At 62.2% G+C, this 18,192-nt stretch carries 23 protein-coding genes; 12 read left to right on the forward strand and 11 right to left on the reverse strand.

The window, feature by feature from the left end; genetic code table 11:
• Positions 1-6: 6 nt before the first annotated feature.
• The 4 genes from LVS58_RS04395 to LVS58_RS04410 all read left to right on the forward strand — a co-directional run bounded on the left by LVS58_RS04395 (position 7) and on the right by LVS58_RS04410 (position 4,694).
• Positions 7-2,760, forward strand: a complete 2,754-nt coding sequence (locus LVS58_RS04395; RefSeq protein ID WP_233690035.1) for a response regulator — start codon at positions 7-9, stop codon at positions 2,758-2,760.
• A gap of 74 nt (positions 2,761-2,834) precedes the next feature.
• Positions 2,835-3,824 carry a 2-hydroxyacid dehydrogenase gene (locus tag LVS58_RS04400; RefSeq protein ID WP_233690036.1) on the forward strand — a complete coding sequence of 330 codons (990 nt, stop codon included), beginning with the start codon at positions 2,835-2,837 and terminating at the stop codon, positions 3,822-3,824.
• A gap of 31 nt (positions 3,825-3,855) precedes the next feature.
• Complete coding sequence (locus LVS58_RS04405) at positions 3,856-4,293, forward strand: hypothetical protein (RefSeq protein ID WP_233690037.1); 438 nt, start codon at positions 3,856-3,858, stop codon at positions 4,291-4,293.
• Positions 4,290-4,694 carry an META domain-containing protein gene (locus tag LVS58_RS04410; protein ID WP_233690038.1) on the forward strand — a complete coding sequence of 135 codons (405 nt, stop codon included), beginning with the start codon at positions 4,290-4,292 and terminating at the stop codon, positions 4,692-4,694. Before LVS58_RS04405 ends, LVS58_RS04410 begins: the two co-directional genes overlap by 4 nt.
• Positions 4,695-4,728: 34 nt before the next feature.
• On the opposite strand, the gene LVS58_RS04415 is transcribed toward LVS58_RS04410, so the two are convergent.
• Positions 4,729-5,193: a peroxiredoxin family protein gene (locus tag LVS58_RS04415; protein ID WP_019472617.1), complete on the reverse strand. Its 465-nt coding sequence runs from the start codon at positions 5,191-5,193 to the stop codon at positions 4,729-4,731.
• Between the two features lie 85 nt (positions 5,194-5,278).
• On the opposite strand from LVS58_RS04415, the gene arsC reads away from it, so the two are divergent.
• The 3 genes from arsC to LVS58_RS04430 are packed head-to-tail and all read left to right on the forward strand — an operon-like array spanning position 5,279 to position 6,640.
• Positions 5,279-5,632 carry an arsenate reductase (glutaredoxin) gene (gene arsC / locus LVS58_RS04420; RefSeq protein ID WP_233690039.1) on the forward strand — a complete coding sequence of 118 codons (354 nt, stop codon included), beginning with the start codon at positions 5,279-5,281 and terminating at the stop codon, positions 5,630-5,632.
• A complete protein-coding gene (gene wrbA, locus LVS58_RS04425) occupies positions 5,629-6,234 on the forward strand; it encodes an NAD(P)H:quinone oxidoreductase (RefSeq protein ID WP_233690040.1) in 606 nt (201 codons plus the stop codon). Before arsC ends, wrbA begins: the two co-directional genes overlap by 4 nt.
• The gene (locus tag LVS58_RS04430; protein WP_010952704.1) at positions 6,227-6,640 is read left to right on the forward strand and encodes a DUF2069 domain-containing protein; all 414 of its coding nucleotides are present in this window, start codon (positions 6,227-6,229) and stop codon (positions 6,638-6,640) included. Before wrbA ends, LVS58_RS04430 begins: the two co-directional genes overlap by 8 nt.
• Before the next feature lie 102 nt (positions 6,641-6,742).
• Here LVS58_RS04430 and LVS58_RS04435 read toward each other — a convergent pair whose 3' ends face one another.
• Positions 6,743-7,414, reverse strand: coding sequence for a DNA-3-methyladenine glycosylase I (locus tag LVS58_RS04435; protein WP_233690041.1), 672 nt, complete (start codon positions 7,412-7,414; stop codon positions 6,743-6,745).
• 4 nt (positions 7,415-7,418) lie between these two features.
• Positions 7,419-8,243: a tRNA 2-thiocytidine(32) synthetase TtcA gene (gene ttcA, locus LVS58_RS04440; protein WP_233690042.1), complete on the reverse strand. Its 825-nt coding sequence runs from the start codon at positions 8,241-8,243 to the stop codon at positions 7,419-7,421.
• A 263-nt stretch (positions 8,244-8,506) separates the two neighbouring features.
• On the opposite strand from ttcA, the gene LVS58_RS04445 reads away from it, so the two are divergent.
• Together LVS58_RS04445 and LVS58_RS04450 are read left to right on the forward strand one after the other, a co-directional pair.
• Entirely contained in the window at positions 8,507-9,106 is a 600-nt protein-coding gene (locus tag LVS58_RS04445; RefSeq protein ID WP_233690043.1) for a Yip1 family protein, read from the forward strand.
• A 131-nt stretch (positions 9,107-9,237) separates the two neighbouring features.
• The gene (locus LVS58_RS04450) at positions 9,238-9,732 is read left to right on the forward strand and encodes a SprT family zinc-dependent metalloprotease (RefSeq protein ID WP_233690044.1); all 495 of its coding nucleotides are present in this window, start codon (positions 9,238-9,240) and stop codon (positions 9,730-9,732) included.
• 139 nt (positions 9,733-9,871) lie between these two features.
• Here the strand turns inward: LVS58_RS04450 and fpr are convergent, their stop codons facing one another.
• Positions 9,872-10,651 (reverse strand): ferredoxin-NADP reductase, encoded by a 780-nt coding sequence (gene fpr / locus LVS58_RS04455; RefSeq protein WP_004375483.1) that lies wholly within the window; start codon positions 10,649-10,651, stop codon positions 9,872-9,874.
• 117 nt (positions 10,652-10,768) lie between these two features.
• Here fpr and finR point away from each other — a divergent pair, with 117 nt between their 5' ends.
• Positions 10,769-11,695 (forward strand): LysR family transcriptional regulator FinR, encoded by a 927-nt coding sequence (finR, locus tag LVS58_RS04460; protein WP_233690045.1) that lies wholly within the window; start codon positions 10,769-10,771, stop codon positions 11,693-11,695.
• Here the strand turns inward: finR and LVS58_RS04465 are convergent.
• The 3 genes from LVS58_RS04465 to LVS58_RS04475 all read right to left on the reverse strand — a co-directional run bounded on the left by LVS58_RS04465 (position 11,692) and on the right by LVS58_RS04475 (position 13,671).
• Entirely contained in the window at positions 11,692-12,057 is a 366-nt protein-coding gene (locus LVS58_RS04465) for a diacylglycerol kinase (RefSeq protein ID WP_233690046.1), read from the reverse strand. The two genes, finR and LVS58_RS04465, sit on opposite strands and share 4 nt — an antisense overlap.
• Positions 12,058-12,130: 73 nt before the next feature.
• A complete protein-coding gene (erdR, locus tag LVS58_RS04470; RefSeq protein WP_233690047.1) occupies positions 12,131-12,781 on the reverse strand; it encodes a response regulator transcription factor ErdR in 651 nt (216 codons plus the stop codon).
• A gap of 179 nt (positions 12,782-12,960) precedes the next feature.
• Positions 12,961-13,671: a tRNA-uridine aminocarboxypropyltransferase gene (locus LVS58_RS04475; RefSeq protein ID WP_233690048.1), complete on the reverse strand. Its 711-nt coding sequence runs from the start codon at positions 13,669-13,671 to the stop codon at positions 12,961-12,963.
• 218 nt (positions 13,672-13,889) lie between these two features.
• Here LVS58_RS04475 and LVS58_RS04480 point away from each other — a divergent pair, with 218 nt between their 5' ends.
• Entirely contained in the window at positions 13,890-14,309 is a 420-nt protein-coding gene (locus LVS58_RS04480) for a quorum-sensing-regulated virulence factor family protein (RefSeq protein WP_233690049.1), read from the forward strand.
• A 14-nt stretch (positions 14,310-14,323) separates the two neighbouring features.
• Here the strand turns inward: LVS58_RS04480 and LVS58_RS04485 are convergent, their stop codons facing one another.
• Complete coding sequence (locus tag LVS58_RS04485; protein WP_003252370.1) at positions 14,324-14,533, reverse strand: hypothetical protein; 210 nt, start codon at positions 14,531-14,533, stop codon at positions 14,324-14,326.
• 160 nt (positions 14,534-14,693) lie between these two features.
• On the opposite strand from LVS58_RS04485, the gene LVS58_RS04490 reads away from it, so the two are divergent.
• A complete protein-coding gene (locus LVS58_RS04490; protein WP_233690050.1) occupies positions 14,694-15,812 on the forward strand; it encodes an LOG family protein in 1,119 nt (372 codons plus the stop codon).
• Positions 15,813-16,016: 204 nt separating this feature from the next.
• Here the strand turns inward: LVS58_RS04490 and recX are convergent, their stop codons facing one another.
• From recX to LVS58_RS04505, 3 genes are all read right to left on the reverse strand, one after another.
• Complete coding sequence (gene recX, locus LVS58_RS04495) at positions 16,017-16,487, reverse strand: recombination regulator RecX (protein ID WP_233690051.1); 471 nt, start codon at positions 16,485-16,487, stop codon at positions 16,017-16,019.
• A gap of 21 nt (positions 16,488-16,508) precedes the next feature.
• Entirely contained in the window at positions 16,509-17,579 is a 1,071-nt protein-coding gene (recA, locus tag LVS58_RS04500; RefSeq protein ID WP_233690052.1) for a recombinase RecA, read from the reverse strand.
• A 103-nt stretch (positions 17,580-17,682) separates the two neighbouring features.
• Positions 17,683-18,165: a CinA family protein gene (locus tag LVS58_RS04505; protein ID WP_233690053.1), complete on the reverse strand. Its 483-nt coding sequence runs from the start codon at positions 18,163-18,165 to the stop codon at positions 17,683-17,685.
• Positions 18,166-18,192: the final 27 nt, after the last annotated feature.

Raw genomic sequence — 18,192 nt, forward strand, 5'->3', positions numbered from 1 at the left:
GCGAGTGTGCTCGATCGCTTGGGAATCCGCAGCCGGGTACTGCTGCTGGCACTGCTACCGGCCGGCTTGATGGCCCTGGTGCTGGGTAGCTACTTCACCTGGCTGCAACAGAACGACCTGCGCACCCAGCTGCTGCAGCGCGGCAAGATGATCGCCGAACAACTGGCGCCCCTGGCCGCACCCGCCATGGCCCGGCTCGCGCCTGCGCAACTGGAGAGAATTGCCGCACAAACCCTGGAGCAGGCCGATGTGCGCGCAGTGGCGTTTCTGGCCCCGGACCGCACGCGCCTGGCCCACGCCGGCCCGAGCATGCTCAACCTGCCGCCCAGCGGCGGTACCGGCACCCAATTACTGCAGCGCAGTGGCAACGACGCCACCCGCTACCTGATGCCGGTGTTCGGCCACCACCGCGACCTGGCCACCGACGCCGTGCCGGCCGAAGCCGAGCGCCTGCTGGGCTGGGTAGAGATCGAGTTGTCGCACGACGGCACGCTGCTGCGCGGCTACCGCAACCTGTTCACCAGCCTGTTGCTGATCCTCGCCTGCCTGGCACTCAGCGGCCTGTTGGCGCTGCGCATGAGCCGCACCATCAACGACCCCATCGAGCGCATCAAGCACGCGGTCAATCAGCTCAAGGACGGCCACCTCGAAGAACGCCTGCCGACCCTGGGCAGCCATGAGCTGGACGAACTGGCCCACGGCATCAATCGCATGGCCGAAACCCTGCAAAACGCCCACGAAGAACTGCAACACAGCATCGACCAGGCCACCGAAGACGTGCGCCAGAACCTGGAAACCATCGAAATCCAGAACATCGAGCTGGACATGGCGCGCAAAGAGGCACTTGAGGCCAGCCGCATCAAGTCGGAGTTCCTGGCCAACATGAGCCACGAAATCCGCACCCCGCTCAATGGCATCCTCGGCTTTACCCACCTGCTGCAAAAAAGCGAGATGACACCGCGCCAGCTCGACTACCTGAACACCATCGAGAAGTCTGCTGACAACTTGCTGGGAATCATCAACGAGATCCTCGATTTCTCCAAGATCGAAGCCGGCAAGCTGGTGCTCGACAGCATACCGTTCAACCTGCGCGACCTGATCCAGGACACCCTGACCATCCTCGCTCCGGCCGCGCACGCCAAGCAGCTGGAATTGCTGAGCCTGATCTACCGCGATACGCCTGCTTCGCTGGTTGGCGACCCGTTGCGCCTCAAGCAGATCCTCACCAACCTGGTCAGCAACGCCATCAAGTTCACCCGCGAAGGCACCATCGTCGTGCGCGCCATGCTGGAAGACGAGCACGAAGACTGCGCGCAGTTGCGCATCAGCGTGCAGGACACCGGCATCGGCCTGTCACCACAGGATGTGCGCACACTGTTCCAGGCCTTCAGCCAGGCTGACAACTCACTGGCCCGCCAGCCTGGTGGCACCGGGCTGGGGCTGGTGATTTCCAAGCGCCTGATCGAACAGATGGGCGGCGAGATCGGCGTCGACAGTACCCCGGGCGAAGGTTCGCAGTTCTGGATCAGCCTCAACCTGCCCAAGGCTCATGACGATACCGAAGCGCTGCCACCGCAGCCATTGTTGGGCCGCCGTGCCGCCATTGTCGATGGCCACGAACTGGCGCGCCAGGCATTGGAGCACCAGCTGGAAGACTGCGGCCTAAGCGTGAGCCTGTTCGCCACCTACGACCAGTTGCTGCAGGGGGTGCAGGCCGCCAGCCAGGCCGGGCTGCCCTTCGACTTCGCGGTGCTCGGGGCCAACCTGGGTAATCTGTCGCCCGAGCAACTGGGCCATTATCATCAGCAGCTGGAGCGCTACCACTGCCAATGCGTGGTGCTGTGCCCAACCACCGAGCAGGCGCTGTACCACCCGTACCTGCCCAACGGCCATGGCCAGTTGCTGTCCAAGCCGACCTGCACCCGCAAGCTGCGGCGTCTCTTGCTGGAACTTGTGCAACCTCGCCGTCCGCTGGCCGAGGTGAGCAACGCCAATGGCCAGCGACGACCGAAAATACTCTGCGTCGACGACAATGCCGCCAACCTGCTGCTGGTCAAAACCCTGCTCGAAGACTTGGGTGCCGAGGTGCTGGCCGTCAACAATGGTTATGCGGCGGTACAGGCCGTGCAGGACGAGTTGTTCGACCTGGTGCTGATGGATGTGCAGATGCCCGGCATGGACGGCCGTGCCTGTACTGAACAGATCCGCCTGTGGGAAAACACCCAGAGCGGTAACCCGCTGCCGATCGTCGCCCTCACTGCCCATGCCATGGCCAACGAAAAGCGCGCCTTGTTGCACAGCGGCATGGACGACTACCTGACCAAACCGATCAGCGAACGGCAACTGGCCCAGGTGGTGATGAAGTGGACCGGCCTGAGCCTGGGCACACCGCAGCAGGCGCAGGCCGAGCTACTGACCAATAGCGACGAACTGCAGGTACTCGACCCCGAAGAGGGCCTGCGCCTGGCCGCTGGCAAGGCAGATCTGGCGGCTGACATGCTGAGCATGCTGCTGGCCTCCCTGGATACGGACCGCGAAGCCATACGCGCCGCCCGCGCAGCCGATGACCGCAATGGCCTGATCGAGCAAGTCCACCGTCTGAATGGTGCCTCACGCTATTGCGGCGTACCGCAGTTGCGGGCAGCGTGCCAACGCAGCGAGACCTTGCTGAAACAGGACAATCCGCAGGCCCAGCAGGCCTTGGATGAACTGGACAGCGCGATCAGCCGGCTGGCGGCACAGGCCAGATTGAGCGCTTGAGTGGATCGGGGCCACGCCGGGTAGCCTTGACAGGCAGCGCTCACCCAAGACATGCATTGCAAAGGAGTTTCACCATGCGCGCCCTGTTGTTCAGCAGCCAGCACTACGACCAGGAAAGCTTTATCAAGGCTGCCAGCGGCACCCCCCTGGAGCTGCATTTCCAGCCCGCCCGCCTGACCCTCGACACCGCTGCCCTGGCAGATGGCTTTGAGGTGGTCTGCGCCTTCATCAATGACGAGCTCGACGCGCCGGTGCTGCAGCGCCTGGCCGCAGCTGGCACGCGGTTGATCGCCCTGCGCTCGGCCGGCTACAACCACGTCGACCTGGCCTCCGCCCAGCGCCTGGGCCTGGCCGTGGTGCGAGTGCCGGCCTACTCGCCACACGCCGTTGCCGAGCACGCCGTGGCGCTCATTCTGGCGCTCAACCGGCGCCTGCATCGAGCCTACAACCGCACCCGCGAAGGCGACTTCACCCTGCACGGGCTGACCGGCTTCGACCTGCACGGCAAAACCGTCGGGGTGGTCGGTACCGGCCAGATCGGGGCTGCCTTCGCTCGCATCATGGCCGGTTTCGGCTGCCAGCTGCTGGCGTACGACCCCTACCCCAACCCAGAGCTGCTGGCCCTTGGCGCCCGCTACATGCCCCTGCCCGAGCTGTTGCGCGAAGCCCGCATCATCAGCCTGCACTGCCCGCTGACCGAGCACACTCGCCACCTGATCAACGCGCAAAGCCTGGCCCAGTTGCAGCCCGGCGCCATGCTGATCAACACCGGTCGCGGTGCGCTGGTCGACACCCCGGCGCTGATCGACGCACTGAAAAGTGGCCAGCTTGGCTACCTGGGCCTGGACGTCTACGAAGAGGAAGCCCAACTGTTCTTCGAGGACCGCTCCGACCTGCCCTTGCAAGACGATGTGCTGGCTCGACTGCTGACCTTCCCCAACGTGATCATCACCGCCCACCAGGCTTTCCTGACCCGCGAGGCGCTGGATGCCATTGCCGCGACCACACTGGACAACATCAACCGCTGGGCGGCAGGCAATCCACAGAATCTGGTGATGGGTTAGTGCTAGGATACGCGGCATTTCTGGAGGACCCATGGTCGAACACGATTTTCGCTACACCCTTTTCAACCCGCAACACACCCTGATCGAGTGCCGCGCTTTGGTGCCGGGCCGCTATCAGGTCACGGGCAACGGCGGCTCGATGCAAAAAGGCGACAGCCTGCTGGTCACGCTCAAGGGCAGCAAGGACTTGTCCATGCGCCTGACCGTGGAAAGCGTGCGCCACCTGATCAACCCGCGCGGCCAGTGGGTGGCCGTGGCGAGCGGCCCGGTGTTCAACGAGCTGGAAATCCTCACCTGGCAGGTCGAGTGCGACAGCTGCGAGTCGGTGCTGGGCTTCGAGTTCGCGGTAGATGCCAAGCTCGGCAAGGCCGCTCGTCAGCCGGCTGCCAGCGCCCGCATCGCAGAGCTGGGTTGGGCCAGCCGTGGCGAAAAACACCTGTGCCCGCGTTGCCAGGAGAGCGCCGAGTGAAGAATCTGCTGACCGGCGTGCTGATTGCCACCGGCCTGCTCGGCTGCGCCACGGAACCTTCCAGGCTGCAGCAGGAACGCAGCTACGTGCTGGAGTGGATTGGCGAACGACCACTGATCGACTACAGCCACCTGACCTTGACCCTGGCCAGCGACGGCCGTGCCTATGGCAACGGCGGCTGCAACCACTGGTTTGCACCTTACACGCTCAATGGCGAGCACCTGAGCTTCGGCAAGGTCGGCAAGACCCGCAAGCTGTGCGCACCCGCGCTGATGGAACAGGAAAAACGCTTCCTGCAGGCGCTGGAAACGGTAGAGCGTTGGGATGTGTCACCGGTGGAGCAGATGCGCTTCTGGCCGGCCGAAGGCAAGCCGCTGCGCTTCTGGCCTGAGGAAGGCTGAGGATTGCCGGGGCCGCATTGCGGCCCCGAATGCATCAGGCGCCTTTCAGGGCCTTGATCTTGGCCTGCAGCCCTTCCAGGGTCTGCTCGCCCATCAACTGCTCACGCACCTTGCCCTTGTCGTCAATGATGTAGGTCACCGGCAAGGCCTCGCTACGCGGCAGGTCATAGCGCTCGGCCGGGTCCTGGGCTAGCACGGTAAAACCGATGCCCAGGGTTTCAGAGGCCTGTTTCAGGTCCTGCCCCTGCAAGCCGTCAAAGTTCACCCCCACCACCTTGATGCCATCAGCCGCCCATTGCTTGGCCGCCGCGTTCAGTTCCGGGATTTCGGTACGGCACGGTCCGCACCATTCCGCCCAGTAGTTGAGCACCAGCCAGTGCCCTTCGATCTGTTCGGCCTTAACCGTATTACCGTGTTGGTCCACGCCATAATCGGCACCGCAACCACCGAGCAACAGGCTCGCGGTGATGGCCAGTACTGCTGCCAGACGCCTTGCCATGGGTCAATCCTTCTCGAGTTTTAAAGCAAATTGGTCAGTCGCTGCGGTTAGAATAGCCGCCACACCCAGCTGGATGCGACCCGACATGACCGACCTTACGCTCTATCATAACCCGCGCTGCTCGAAATCCCGCGGCGCCCTTGAACTGCTCGAAGCCCGCGGCTTGACCCCGACCATCGTGCGCTACCTGGAAACCCCGCCCGACGCAGTCACCCTCAAGGCCCTGCTCGGCAAGCTGGGCATCGCCCCGCGTCAATTGCTGCGCAGCGGCGAGGACGAATACAAGACGCTGAACCTGGCCGACCCGGCACTGACCGACGCGCAACTGATCGAGGCCATGGTCCAGCACCCCAAACTGATCGAGCGGCCGATCCTGGTTGCCGGTGACAAGGCTGTGGTGGGTCGCCCGCCTGAAAAAGTGCTGGAGATCCTGCCGTGAGCGCGCCCTACATCCTGGTGCTGTATTACAGCCGCCATGGAGCGACCAGCGAAATGGCCCGGCACATCGCCCGCGGTATCGAGCTGGCGGGCATGGAGGCACGCCTGCGCACGGTGCCCGCGATTTCCACCGAATGCGAAGCGGTGGCCCCGGATATTCCGGCTAGTGGCGCGCTGTACGCCACCCTTGACGACCTGCGCCACTGCGCTGGCCTGGTACTGGGCAGCCCGACCCGGTTCGGCAACATGGCAGCGCCACTCAAGTACTTCCTCGATGGCACCAGCAGCCTTTGGCTAGGCGGTGAGCTGGTCGGCAAACCGGCTGGCGTTTTCACCTCCACCGCCAGCCTGCACGGCGGCCAGGAAACCACCCTGCTGTCGATGATGCTGCCGCTGATGCACCACGGCATGCTGGTGATGGGCCTACCCTACAGCGAGTCGGCACTGCTCGAGACCCGTGGCGGCGGCACCCCTTATGGCGCCAGCCACCACGCAGGCGCCGATGGCAAACGCGAACTCGACCCACACGAAATCGCCCTGTGCCGCGCCCTGGGCCAACGCCTGGCGACCACGGCCCAGGCCCTGGAGGCGGCGCGTGGCTAGAAAGCCCAAGGCATTGCCGCCGGTCCAATGGCTGGTACCACGCCTGCGCCTGACGCGGGCACTTAGCCTGGCATGCTTCTTCGGCCTGATCGCCCTGCTGGTGGTGAACAACCTGTGGTTCGCCAACCTGCATGGGGCCCGGGTCGAGGTGATCCTGGCGATCGAACTGGTGCCGTTGCTGTTGTTGCTGCCAGGCATGCTGAAAGGCAGCGCCCGGGCGCATGCCTGGACCTGCTTCGTGGTGAATATTTATTTCATCAAGGGTGTGCTGGCGGCGTTCGACCCAGCGCGGGCGGTGTTCGGCTGGCTTGAAGTGCTGGTGAGCCTGGGGCTGTTCATTGCCGGGTTACTGTACGTGCGCTGGAAGTTCCAGCATGAGCGGCGCATGGCGGGCGAAGGCAGTTAGATTTTTCGTGGGCATGCCCGCTCCCACAGGATCGCACCGCGCCTAAGGCCTGTGCAGTACCTGTAGGAGCGGGCGTGCCCGCGAATGGGAGCAACACAAGACTCAATGGTTGACGGTATGCGCCAGCATCACCGACAACTGGCACAGCGGCCGCCCGCTCTCTGCATGCCACTGGTTGAACGCCTGCTGTACCAGAGCCAGGTCGCGCTGGCTGGTCGGCTGCTTGGCGATCACCTTCTGCGCAATCAACGCCGCTGCCATGTCATCAGTCGGGATGAACGTGTCCTTGCCGACCATGCGCAAGAACCGCGGCGCCGACAACCCGCCCAACTGGTTGCCGTGCTTGGCCAGGTACTTCCACAAGCCGACAATGTCGGTCACTGGCCAGTCGGCAATGAATGCACCAAAACTGCCATGCGCCCTGGCGATATCCAGCACCATTTGCGCATTGCGCGGCACGCTCTTGAGCTTGCCCAGGTGGCGGATAATGCGCTCATCCTGCATCAGCCGCTCCAGATGCTCGGCACCCATCAGCACCACTTTCTCCGGGTCGAAGCCGAAGAACACCTGCTCGAACGCCGGCCACTTGGCATCCACCAGGCTGTGCTTGAGCCCCGCGCGGAACACGCGCAGGGCCAGTGTCGACAGGTAGCGGTCGTCAGTGATGTCGCGCAGTTGCGCCGGCGTGCGCGGCTGCGGCAGGAAAGCTTCCAGCGCCTGGGCCGAACCAAAGCGGTTCAGGCAGTACTCATGCAACCACTGGTAATCGCGCATGGGCTCAGATGTTCAGCACGTCGAGGAAACGCGGGGTAGCGTTTTCGTCAATCTTCAGGCTGGTGAAGTCAAACAGGTTCCGGTCGGCCAACTGCGACGGTGCCACGTTCTGCAGGGCACGGAAGATGCTCTCGGTACGGCCCGGGTGCTTGCGCTCCCACTCCACCAGCATGTCCTTGACCACCTGGCGCTGCAGGTTTTCCTGCGAGCCGCACAGGTTGCACGGGATGATCGGGAATGCCTTCATGTCCGAGTAGGCCTGGATGTCCTTCTCGCTGCAATAGGCCAGCGGGCGGATCACCACGTTGCGGCCGTCGTCGGCGCGCAGTTTCGGCGGCATGCCCTTGAGCGCGCCGTTGAAGAACATGTTGAGGAAGAAGGTTTCGACGATGTCGTCGCGGTGGTGCCCCAGCGCCATCTTGGTAGCGCCGATTTCGTCGGCGAAGGTGTAAAGGGTACCGCGGCGCAGGCGCGAACACAGCGAGCAGGTCGTCTTGCCTTCGGGTACCAGCTCCTTCACCACCGAGTAGGTATCCTTCTCGACGATGTGGTATTCGACCCCCAGTTCCTTGAGGTAGGCCGGCAATACGTGCTCAGGGAAGCCCGGCTGTTTCTGGTCCATGTTCACCGCAACGATCTCGAACGAGATCGGTGCCACCTTCTGCAGGTGCAACAGAACGTCGAGCATGGTGTAGCTGTCCTTGCCGCCGGACAGGCAGACCATGACCTTGTCGCCATCCTCGATCATGTTGTAGTCGGTGATGGCTTCGCCAGCGAGACGACGCAGGCGTTTTTGCAGTTTGTTCTGGTTGACCGAGAGGGTGCCCATAGCGCTTGGATCCGCGAGGTGTGACAAAAGGCGGCTATTTTACGCACAAACGCGACGCCGCTGTAGGCATTCCGATAAAGACTTCAACGTAATCAACAGCACGGCTTACAGCGCAATTTGCTCTAAAAAGCGCGGTTGGTGTGGGTAACGGCTTCCTATACTGCGACATAAGGCCACATTACCGCTTGCATCGGTGTTAGGGCCTCGGGCCGCTTGCGCTCCATATCGGGGGGCGTTTGGCAACATTGAGAGGAGTGATCGGCATGATTCATCACGTTGTGGGGCTGTTTACCCATCCCGATCAGGAATGGCGGGAGATTCGTGGCGAAGAAGAAACCATCAGCCACATGTACCTGACGCACACCCTGATCCTCGCGGCGATTCCTGCCGTTTCGGCGTTTATCGGCACTACCCAGGTGGGCTGGGTGATCGGTGACCGGCCAGCAGTGATGCTGACCATGGAAAGCGCAATCTGGATGAGCATCATGTCATACCTGGCCATGCTCGCCGGGGTGGCGGTAATGGGCGCATTCATCCACTGGATGGCCCGCACCTACGATGCCAACCCGTCCATGGCGCAATGCATCGCTTTTGCCACCTACACCGCCACTCCCTTGTTCGTCGGTGGCCTGGCGGCGCTATACCCGCACCTGTGGCTGGGCATGCTGATCGGCACTGCCGCCATCTGCTACACGGTATACCTGCTGTATGTCGGCTTGCCGACGTTCATGAACATACCGTCGGATGAAGGCTTCCTGTTTTCCAGCTCGGTGCTGGCAGTGGGCCTGGTGGTACTGGTGGCGATCATGGCCGCTACCGTTATTATCTGGGGACTGGGCGTGGGGCCCGTCTACACCAACTAGAACAGACCGAACCAACACTGGGGCATCAACCAGGGGCCGCCGCAAGGCGGCCTCTGGCTGTGCACTGACCGGTGACTCGGCAAGCCACCTGCGCTTGCGGCATAATGCCGGGCCAGGAGAACCGCCCCGCCATGCCCGAGCAGCTCAAACAACGCGTCGAAACCTGTTACCAGCAAGCCGAAGCCTTTTTCAAACGCCGCTTCCCGCGCCCCGAAGTCAGCTTCAAACTGCGCGGGCAAAAAGCCGGCGTCGCCCACCTGCACGAGAATCTGCTGCGCTTCAACCTGCAGCTCTACCGCGAGAACCAAGAAGACTTCCTGCGCCAGACCGTGGCCCATGAAGTGGCGCACCTGGTTGCCCACCAGTTGTTTGGCGACCGCATCCAGGCCCATGGTGAAGAGTGGCAGCTGATCATGCGCGGGGTGTATGAACTGCCACCCAATCGTTGCCACAACTATGACGTGCAACGGCGCGCAGTGACCCGCTACATCTACCGCTGCCCATGCCCGCAAAGCGACTTCCCGTTTACCGCGCAACGGCACAAGCTGGTGCACCAAGGGCGGCGATACCTGTGCAAGCGGTGCCGGGCAATCCTGGTGTACAGCGGCGAAACGCGGGTCGAATAGATCGGGGCGCACAATTCCCGAGACGTGCGCTGCCCCCGTAGGAGCGGGTTCACCCGCGAAAGGGCCGGTACAGCCACTATACAAATCCCAGGCATAAGAAAGGCGACCCGAGAGTCGCCTTGCTGTACCCGCCTGCGCCTTACTTCTCGACGAAGGCACGCTCGATCAGGTAGTCACCCGGCTCGCGCATGCGCGGGGAGATCTTCAGGCCGAAGCTGTCCAGCACTTCGCTGGTCTCGTCGAGCATGCTCGGGCTGCCACAGATCATCGCGCGGTCGTCTTGCGGGTTGATCGGCGGCAGACCGATGTCGCTGAACAGCTTGCCGCTGCGCATCAGGTCGGTCAGACGGCCCTGGTTTTCGAACGGCTCGCGGGTCACGGTCGGGTAGTAGATCAGCTTGTCGCGAACCGACTCACCGAAGAACTCGTTCTGCGGCAGGTGCTCGGTGATGAACTCGCGGTAGGCCACTTCGTTCACGTAGCGCACGCCATGCACCAGGATCACTTTTTCAAAGCGCTCGTAGGTTTCCGGGTCCTGGATGACGCTCATGAACGGCGCCAGGCCAGTGCCGGTGCTCAGCAGGTACAGGTGCTTGCCAGGATTCAGGTCGTCGAGCACCAGGGTGCCGGTAGGCTTCTTGCTGATGATGATCTCATCGCCTTCCTTCAGGTGTTGCAGCTGCGAGGTCAGCGGGCCGTCCGGCACCTTGATGCTGAAGAATTCAAGGTGCTCTTCCCAGTTCGGCGAAGCGATGGAGTAGGCACGCATGAGCGGACGGCCGCTTTCCTGCTGCAGGCCGATCATCACGAACTGACCGTTCTCGAAGCGCAGACCCGGGTCGCGGGTGCACTTGAAGCTGAACAGGGTGTCGTTCCAGTGGTGCACACTGAGGACACGTTCGTGGTTCATGTTGCTCATCGATGGGGCTCCTGAAGAAAAACGCGCGCGCAAAGCGCACAGTTGCGCAATAGTTTAGGGGCAGCGACAATATCTGTTAACTGGATTATCAAGATATGTGTTATCGGTTATATCGATATGCGATTCACACTCCGTCAAATGCAAGTCTTCGTCGCCGTCGCCCAGCACCAAAGCGTCTCTCGGGCCGCCAGCCTGTTGGCGCTGTCGCAGTCGGCCGCCAGTACCTCTATCACGGAACTGGAGCGGCAATCGAGCTGCCAGCTGTTCGACCGCGCCGGCAAGCGCCTGGCCCTCAATGCCCTGGGCCATCAATTGCTGCCACAAGCAGTCGCCCTGCTTGACCAGGCCAAGGAAATCGAAGACCTGCTCAACGGAAAATCCGGTTTCGGCTCACTGGCGGTCGGCGCCACGCTCACCATCGGCAACTACCTGGCCACCCTACTGATCGGCAACTACATGCAGACACACCCGGAAAGCCAGGTGAAACTGCACGTTCAAAATACTGCGCATATCGTGCAACAGGTCGCGCACTACGAAATTGATCTGGGTCTAATCGAAGGTGACTGCAGTCACCCCGACCTGGAAGTTCAGCCGTGGGTCGAGGACGAACTGGTGGTGTTCTGTGCGCCACAGCACCCCTTGGCAAAACTGGGCCGCGCCGATATCGAAAGCCTTTCGCAAGAGGCGTGGATCCTGCGCGAGCAAGGCTCAGGCACGCGCCTGACCTTCGACCAGGCCATGCGCCACCACCGCGCCAACCTTAATATTCGCCTGGAGCTGGAGCACACCGAAGCGATCAAGCGCGCGGTGGAGTCGGGCCTGGGCATCGGCTGCATTTCACGTCTGGCCCTGCGTGACGCCTTTCGCCGTGGCAGCCTGGTACCTGTGGAAACACCGGAGCTGGACCTGCTGCGTCAGTTCTACTTCATCTGGCACAAACAGAAGTACCAGACCTCGGCCATGCGTGAGTTTCTCGAGCTATGCCGCAGCTTCACTGCGGGCTTTACCCGCAGTGACGAGATCGTGCTGCCGCCGATCGCTTAAAGCAGGATCACACCCCACACCAGCGCCACCATGGTCAGTGCCACCAGCTGTGCGGCGCTGCCCATGTCCTTGGCATTTTTCGACAGCGGGTGGCGCTCCAGCGAAATGCGATCGATGGCCGCTTCCACCGCCGAGTTGAACAGCTCGACTATCAGCCCCAGCAGGCAAACGGCGATCATTATTGCCCGCTCGGCGCGGCTGACCGGCAGCCAGAAGGCGATCGGGATCAGCAGCACGTTGAGCAGCACCAGTTGGCGGAACGCGGCCTCGCCAGTGAAGGCGGCACGCAGGCCGTCCAGCGAGTAGCCAGCGGCGTTGAAGATGCGTTTGAGGCCGGTCTGGCCCTTGAATGGTGATGTCATGTGCGTCACTTCACAGCAGAAAGGCCAGCAGACTAGACCGGCTCGGGTCAAAAAAGCGTGAAGCCACATGCTGTCAGTTGCTGGCAACCGATTCAAGTTGTTGCAGCAGCAACGCAGCCTGGGTCCGGGTACGCACGCCCAGCTTGCGGAAGATCGCGGTCACGTGGGCCTTGATGGTTGCTTCCGACACGCTCAGCTCATAGGCGATCTGCTTGTTCAGCAAGCCTTCGCAGACCATGGTCAATACGCGGAACTGCTGCGGCGTGAGGCTGGCCAAGCCTTCGCTGGCGGCCTTGGCCTCGGCCGAAACATCGACCTTTTCGAACGCCTGCGGCGGCCACCAGACCTCGCCGTCCAGCACCTTGCGCACCGCATCCTGGATCACTTCCAGGGGGCTGGACTTGGGAATGAAACCACTGGCGCCGAATTCGCGGGACTTGACCACCACGGCGGCCTCTTCCTGTGCCGAAACCATCACCACGGGGATCTGCGGGTACTGCCCACGTAGCAGCACCAGACCGGAAAAACCGTAGGCACCCGGCATGTTCAAGTCCAGCAGCACCAGGTCCCAGTCGGCTTTTTCGCTCAGGCGGGTTTCCAGTTCGGCAATGCTCGCGACTTCGACCAGACGCACATCGGAGCCCAGCCCGAGGGTAACGGCCTGGCGCAGGGCGCCACGGAACAGTGGGTGGTCATCGGCAATCAGGATTTCGTATGTGGCCATCGATCTAAGGATCCTGTTCTGTGCCAGGCACTCGAAGGGAAGGAAAGCGCCCGGCGGGGAATCGGCGCCAAGGAGGCCGAGCGCGGTCAAGGGGGATCTAGCCAATCGCCCTGCCGTCTCGCCCACCCTGGCTGCCAGCTCCGTCATTATGAACCAAAGCAGGGGTTGTGCCCCTTGTACTATAGGAAGGTATGCAAACGCTGGTGGGTGTCGTCCTGCTCGTCAAGCGGCAGACGCCGCTTGCCGCTCAGGTAATGCAGGCTGAACACATCCAGATAGGCATCCAGCGCCTGCGAAGCCTGGCTATCGCCAGCAAGGTCCAGGCACATGGCCGCAACTTCTGCCGTACAGAAATGATCATCGCGCTTTGAGCGCCGCAGGCGGTAGCGCGACATTTGCTCGGCTTGCAGGCTCAACACCGGGAAGCGGTCCAGGTACGGGCTTTTGCGGAACATCTTGCGCGCTTCGGTCCAGGTGGCATCTAGCAGGATGAACAGTGGACGCTTGCCCGGCTCGCGCACCACCTCGCTGACCACCCGCTCCTGGGCAACGAACTCGCCCGGAAAAACGATATAAGGCTGCCAGCGCGGGTCATCGAGCAAGGCCAGCAGGCGCTCGTCAACCGCAGTGCGCAACCAGCCGAAGGCCCATGTGTCTTCAACCAGGTCGGCAATCAACCAGCCGGTGTTGGTGGGTTTCAGCGGCTCGGTGTCGTGCATCAGCAGGCACACACCTGCGTCAGCCTGCACCCTGGGCTTCCAGGCACACAGGCAATGGGTGGCGATGACCCGGCAATCCGGGCAACGCTCGGCACGCGAGCCTCGGGCGATGAAAGGCTTGTTGCTGCGGGCCAGGCGTTCGGCGCGCAGACGCGCTACCGCATGGCTCATGCCGGCAGGCCTCTGGACAGATTGAAAATGGACACAAGGATGACTCGGCGAAAACAAGACGGCCAGTCTACCAGAACAGGTGGCAATTGCTGTGCAGCCGGCAAAGCGCTCCTTATAATCGTTTTTTTTGACCGTGCCGGACCTCGCCGCACGCAATTTCACGGAACGCCGTCGACCCGCGCATGTCAAAGCGCCAGTCATCGAACCAGGAGAGATTCATGCTGCGCCTTATCGCCCCCGCCCTGAGCCTGCTGCTCGCCCTGCCTCTGGCAGCCCAGGCGGCATCCAAGCAGGATTACGACCTGAACACCCTGCTGCAGAAGGTCGCTAAAGAGAGCAGCGTCGGCACCCCACGCGCAATCAACGAGGACATCCTCGATCAGGGTTACACCGTTGAAGGCAAGGCGCTGGTCAACCATCTGAGCGTACGCCAGAGCCACGCAGAGCGCATGCAGGCCAACCCTGAGCAGGTGCGTAGCCAGCTCGGCGACAGCGTGTGCCGCAACAACGGCTTCCGCAAGCTGATGTCCAAGGGCGCCGTCATGGTCTACCGCTTCACGGTCTACAAGACCAACCAGCCCGTCATGGACCAGGCCTTCGACAACGCCAGCTGCGTGGCCGGCAACAAGAAGAAGTAAGCACAGCGATAACGCTACACCTTCTCGTCCTCATGAGCGCGCCAGCGCCCTTCAACGGCATCGGCGCGCATTTCCGCCAACAACGCCTGCAAGTATCGTGACCGACACTCTAGCCCCGACAGCCTGCGGCGGCACTCGGCTTCAAGGCTCAGGTGATGCACCTGGGCCGCATTCTCCAGCTGCTGGTAGAGCTGCCAGTCCACTTCGATGACCAAGCGATGCATACCGCCACCTCCTGCATCGACACGTTTCGCTCTACCAGTTAACCAAACCCGTGCTGGCGATGGCCGCAGCCCGACAGGCGGCTGCGCCGAACACCTCGGCACAATCGGGCGCCAGGGTCTAGATTGAGGTCAGAGGTATTGGTGCAGAAGGAGACGTCGCATGCCTTACCATTCGAATGAACTGCTGTTCAGCCATTTCCGCGACAACAATATCGACCTGAGCAATATCGAAGCACAACTGCAACTGGTTGCCCCCAACAGCCCTAACCTGCCGCTCTACCGCGACATGATGCTGACCATCCTGCGCATGGCCCATGACGACAGCGACCGCTGGAGCGCCAAGATCACCCTGCAGGCCCTGCGCGAACTGGACCAGTCGTTCCGCACCCTGCAGCGCTACAAGGGCCGACGCAAAGTGACCGTATTCGGTTCGGCACGCACCCCGCTCGAGCATCCGATGTACGCCCTGGCCCGCGAGCTGGGCGCCACGCTTGCGCGCTCCGATCTGATGGTTATCACCGGCGCCGGCGGCGGCATCATGGCGGCCGCCCACGAAGGCGCCGGCAGCGAGCACAGCCTGGGCTTCAACATCACCTTACCCTTCGAACAACACGCCAACCCGACGGTGAACGGTACCGACAAACTGCTGCCGTTCCACTTTTTCTTCATCCGCAAGCTGTTCTTCGTCAAGGAGGCCGATGGCCTGGTGTTGTGCCCTGGCGGCTTCGGCACCCTGGATGAAGCGCTGGAGGTACTGACCCTGATCCAGACCGGCAAGAGCCCACTGGTGCCGGTGGTACTGTTGGACTCACCGGGCGGCAGCTTCTGGCGTGACTGCCTGGACTTCATCAGCCGCCAGTTGGAAGAAAACCGCTACATCCTGCCCAGCGACCTGAAGCTGGTGCGCCTGGTACACAGTGCTGACGAGGCGGTTGAGGAAATCAACCAGTTCTACAGCAACTATCACTCCAGCCGCTGGCTGAAGAGCCAGTTTGTGATCCGCATGCACCATGCGCTCAGCGACGCGGCGTTGTATGACATTCAGGAAGGGTTTGCCGATTTACGCCTGAGTGGCAAATTTCACCAGCAAGCGGATAGCAGCGCCGAGCACGAAGTTGGCAATTACAGCCATCTGACCCGCCTTTCATTCGCCTTCAACGGCCGGGATCAGGGCCGCTTGCGTGAGCTGGTGGATTTCATCAACCTGCCGGAGAACTGGGCCAAGCCGCAACCCATGCACACCACACAGAGGGCCAGGCAGGCGCTGAAAGTGAGTTGATGTTGATGAGCAGCGCAGCCCGCCGTAGGAGCGGGTTTACCCGCGAAAGGGCCGGGCCTGCTGGCCAATATCCCCGGCCATTTACCGTCGTGGCCGCCACCGTATTCGCGGGTGAACCCGCTCCTACAATGGAAGGGAGACAGCTGGGGGCATTGGGCAAAACAGATTGTCCGCGACGTGCACGTCCCCCTGTAGTTTGGAGAGTCAATAATCGTCGAGATCACGCCCGCTGAGCAGACGGCCGATCATGTCCATGGGGAACCCACGGTAAGCCAGGAACCGGCTCTGCTGGGCGCGGCTACGCGGGTCTTGCGGGCGTTGCCCTGCAAACTTGCGCTGCCACACGTCTCGCATACGCTCGCCCCAATCCACCTCGCTTTCACGCAGGGCTTGGTCGATATCTGCACGCGCCAAACCACGCTGACACAGCTCTTCGCGAATACGCGCAGGGCCATAGCCAGAGCCGGAACGATAGCGGATGAAACTCTCGAGGTAGCGGGCTTCACTAAGCAACCCTTCTTCGGCGAGCCGATCGAGTTCAGGCTCGATCAACTCGTCCGAAGCGCCGCGCTGACGCAACTTGCGCGTCAGCTCGACTCTACCGTGCTCACGTCGTGCAAGCAGGTCCATGGCTGTCCGCCGGATGGCGACGGGGGTGTCGAGTACGGCAGACATATTCGGCTATCTACTGCGCAATTAATAACCGGCGTCAGCGTCGGCCATGTCATCCGCATCAGCTTCGGCAACAGCAGCAGCCTTGCCAGCCTCAGCAGCAGCACCGGCTTTCAGCAACTTCTCACGAATCTGCTTCTCGATCTCGGCACCAATAGCCGGGTTCTCAGCCAGGTACTTGGCAGCGTTGGCTTTGCCTTGACCGATTTTGTTGCCCTGGTAGGCGTACCAGGCACCGGACTTCTCGACCAGGCCCTGAGATACACCCAGGTCAATGATCTCGCCGTTACGGTAGATGCCTTTTCCGTAAAGAATCTGGAACTCAGCCTGACGGAACGGAGGCGAGACCTTGTTCTTGACGATCTTGACGCGGGTTTCGCTGCCAACCACCTCGTCGCCTTCCTTGACCGCGCCGGTACGGCGGATGTCCAGACGGACCGAAGCGTAGAACTTCAGGGCGTTACCACCGGTAGTGGTTTCCGGGCTGCCGAACATCACACCGATCTTCATACGGATCTGGTTGATGAAGATGACCAGGCAGTTCGCGTTCTTGATGTTACCGGTGATCTTGCGCAGCGCCTGGGACATCAGACGGGCCTGCAGGCCCACATGCATGTCACCCATCTCGCCTTCGATCTCGGCCTTCGGCACCAGCGCGGCAACGGAGTCGACAATGATCACGTCGACCGCGTTGGAACGCACCAGCATGTCGGTGATTTCAAGGGCCTGCTCACCGGTGTCTGGCTGCGAAACCAGCAGGTCATCGACGTTGACACCCAGCTTGCCGGCGTACTCAGGGTCAAGAGCATGTTCGGCGTCGACGAAGGCGCAGGTGGCACCGTTCTTCTGCGCTTCAGCGATGACAGACAGGGTCAGCGTGGTCTTACCCGACGATTCCGGGCCGTAGATCTCGACGATACGGCCTTTTGGCAGACCGCCAATGCCCAGGGCGATATCCAGGCCCAGCGAGCCGGTGGAGATGGCCGGAATGCCTTGACGCTCATGGTCACCCATGCGCATGACCGCGCCTTTACCGAATTGGCGTTCGATCTGACCCAGGGCCGCAGCCAAGGCGCGCTTCTTGTTGTCGTCCATTGAAATCCTCACGTGTTCGACTTGGCCCTGACGGCCGGAATACCTGTATAAGTAGCCAGTATTATTCCACAGGCAGACGCTCGCGCAAACCCCTGTTGTCGATTTACTCGGCACCAAGCTGTAACAAGCCGTCTAACGCGGCGATCACCGTCTGTCGGCGCACCGCCTCGCGGTCACCGTCGAACTGCCGGCGCTCGCTGAACACCTGGTTGCCGTCACCCCAGGCCAGCCACACAGTGCCCACCGGTTTGGCTGGCGAGCCGCCGTCCGGCCCGGCCACACCACTCACCGCCACGGCAAACCGTGCGCCACTGGCAGCCTGAGCCCCGCGGACCATGGCTTCGACCACTTCCTGGCTGACGGCCCCCACCTGACCGAACAACGCTTCAGGCACCCCCAGCTGGCGGGTTTTCTGGGGATTGGAATAGGTGACGTAACCGGCCTCGAACCAGGCCGAGCTGCCAGGAATGCGGGTGATGGCTTCGGCAATGCCACCACCGGTGCATGATTCGGCGGTAGTCACCTGCGCATTGAATCGGCGCAGGTGCTCACCCAGGCGGGTGGCGAGCGTGGTGATCGGGTCCATGCAGGGTGCTCCTTGAGGGCGGTTCTC

It is taken from the genome of Pseudomonas sp. JR33AA (assembly GCF_021378985.1).
Classification (GTDB): Bacteria; Pseudomonadota; Gammaproteobacteria; order Pseudomonadales; family Pseudomonadaceae; genus Aquipseudomonas; species Aquipseudomonas alloputida.

Bases quoted from the DNA above. Each gene is read 5' to 3' on its own strand.
- LVS58_RS04450 (WP_233690044.1), top strand. From the start codon at position 9,238: ATGCCCGAGCAGCTCAAACAACGCGTCGAAACCTGTTACCAGCAAGCC.
- LVS58_RS04465 (WP_233690046.1), bottom strand. From the start codon at position 12,057: ATGACATCACCATTCAAGGGCCAGACCGGCCTCAAACGCATCTTCAAC.
- LVS58_RS04475 (WP_233690048.1), bottom strand. From the start codon at position 13,671: ATGAGCCATGCGGTAGCGCGTCTGCGCGCCGAACGCCTGGCCCGCAGC.
- LVS58_RS04445 (WP_233690043.1), top strand. From the start codon at position 8,507: ATGATTCATCACGTTGTGGGGCTGTTTACCCATCCCGATCAGGAATGG.
- LVS58_RS04490 (WP_233690050.1), top strand. From the start codon at position 14,694: ATGCCTTACCATTCGAATGAACTGCTGTTCAGCCATTTCCGCGACAAC.
- recX (WP_233690051.1), bottom strand. From the start codon at position 16,487: ATGTCTGCCGTACTCGACACCCCCGTCGCCATCCGGCGGACAGCCATG.
- ttcA (WP_233690042.1), bottom strand. From the start codon at position 8,243: ATGGGCACCCTCTCGGTCAACCAGAACAAACTGCAAAAACGCCTGCGT.
- LVS58_RS04405 (WP_233690037.1), top strand. From the start codon at position 3,856: ATGGTCGAACACGATTTTCGCTACACCCTTTTCAACCCGCAACACACC.
- LVS58_RS04415 (WP_019472617.1), bottom strand. From the start codon at position 5,193: ATGGCAAGGCGTCTGGCAGCAGTACTGGCCATCACCGCGAGCCTGTTG.
- finR (WP_233690045.1), top strand. From the start codon at position 10,769: ATGCGATTCACACTCCGTCAAATGCAAGTCTTCGTCGCCGTCGCCCAG.
- LVS58_RS04400 (WP_233690036.1), top strand. From the start codon at position 2,835: ATGCGCGCCCTGTTGTTCAGCAGCCAGCACTACGACCAGGAAAGCTTT.
- LVS58_RS04435 (WP_233690041.1), bottom strand. From the start codon at position 7,414: ATGCGCGATTACCAGTGGTTGCATGAGTACTGCCTGAACCGCTTTGGT.
- fpr (WP_004375483.1), bottom strand. From the start codon at position 10,651: ATGAGCAACATGAACCACGAACGTGTCCTCAGTGTGCACCACTGGAAC.
- arsC (WP_233690039.1), top strand. From the start codon at position 5,279: ATGACCGACCTTACGCTCTATCATAACCCGCGCTGCTCGAAATCCCGC.
- LVS58_RS04480 (WP_233690049.1), top strand. From the start codon at position 13,890: ATGCTGCGCCTTATCGCCCCCGCCCTGAGCCTGCTGCTCGCCCTGCCT.
- erdR (WP_233690047.1), bottom strand. From the start codon at position 12,781: ATGGCCACATACGAAATCCTGATTGCCGATGACCACCCACTGTTCCGT.
- LVS58_RS04485 (WP_003252370.1), bottom strand. From the start codon at position 14,533: ATGCATCGCTTGGTCATCGAAGTGGACTGGCAGCTCTACCAGCAGCTG.
- LVS58_RS04505 (WP_233690053.1), bottom strand. From the start codon at position 18,165: ATGGACCCGATCACCACGCTCGCCACCCGCCTGGGTGAGCACCTGCGC.
- recA (WP_233690052.1), bottom strand. From the start codon at position 17,579: ATGGACGACAACAAGAAGCGCGCCTTGGCTGCGGCCCTGGGTCAGATC.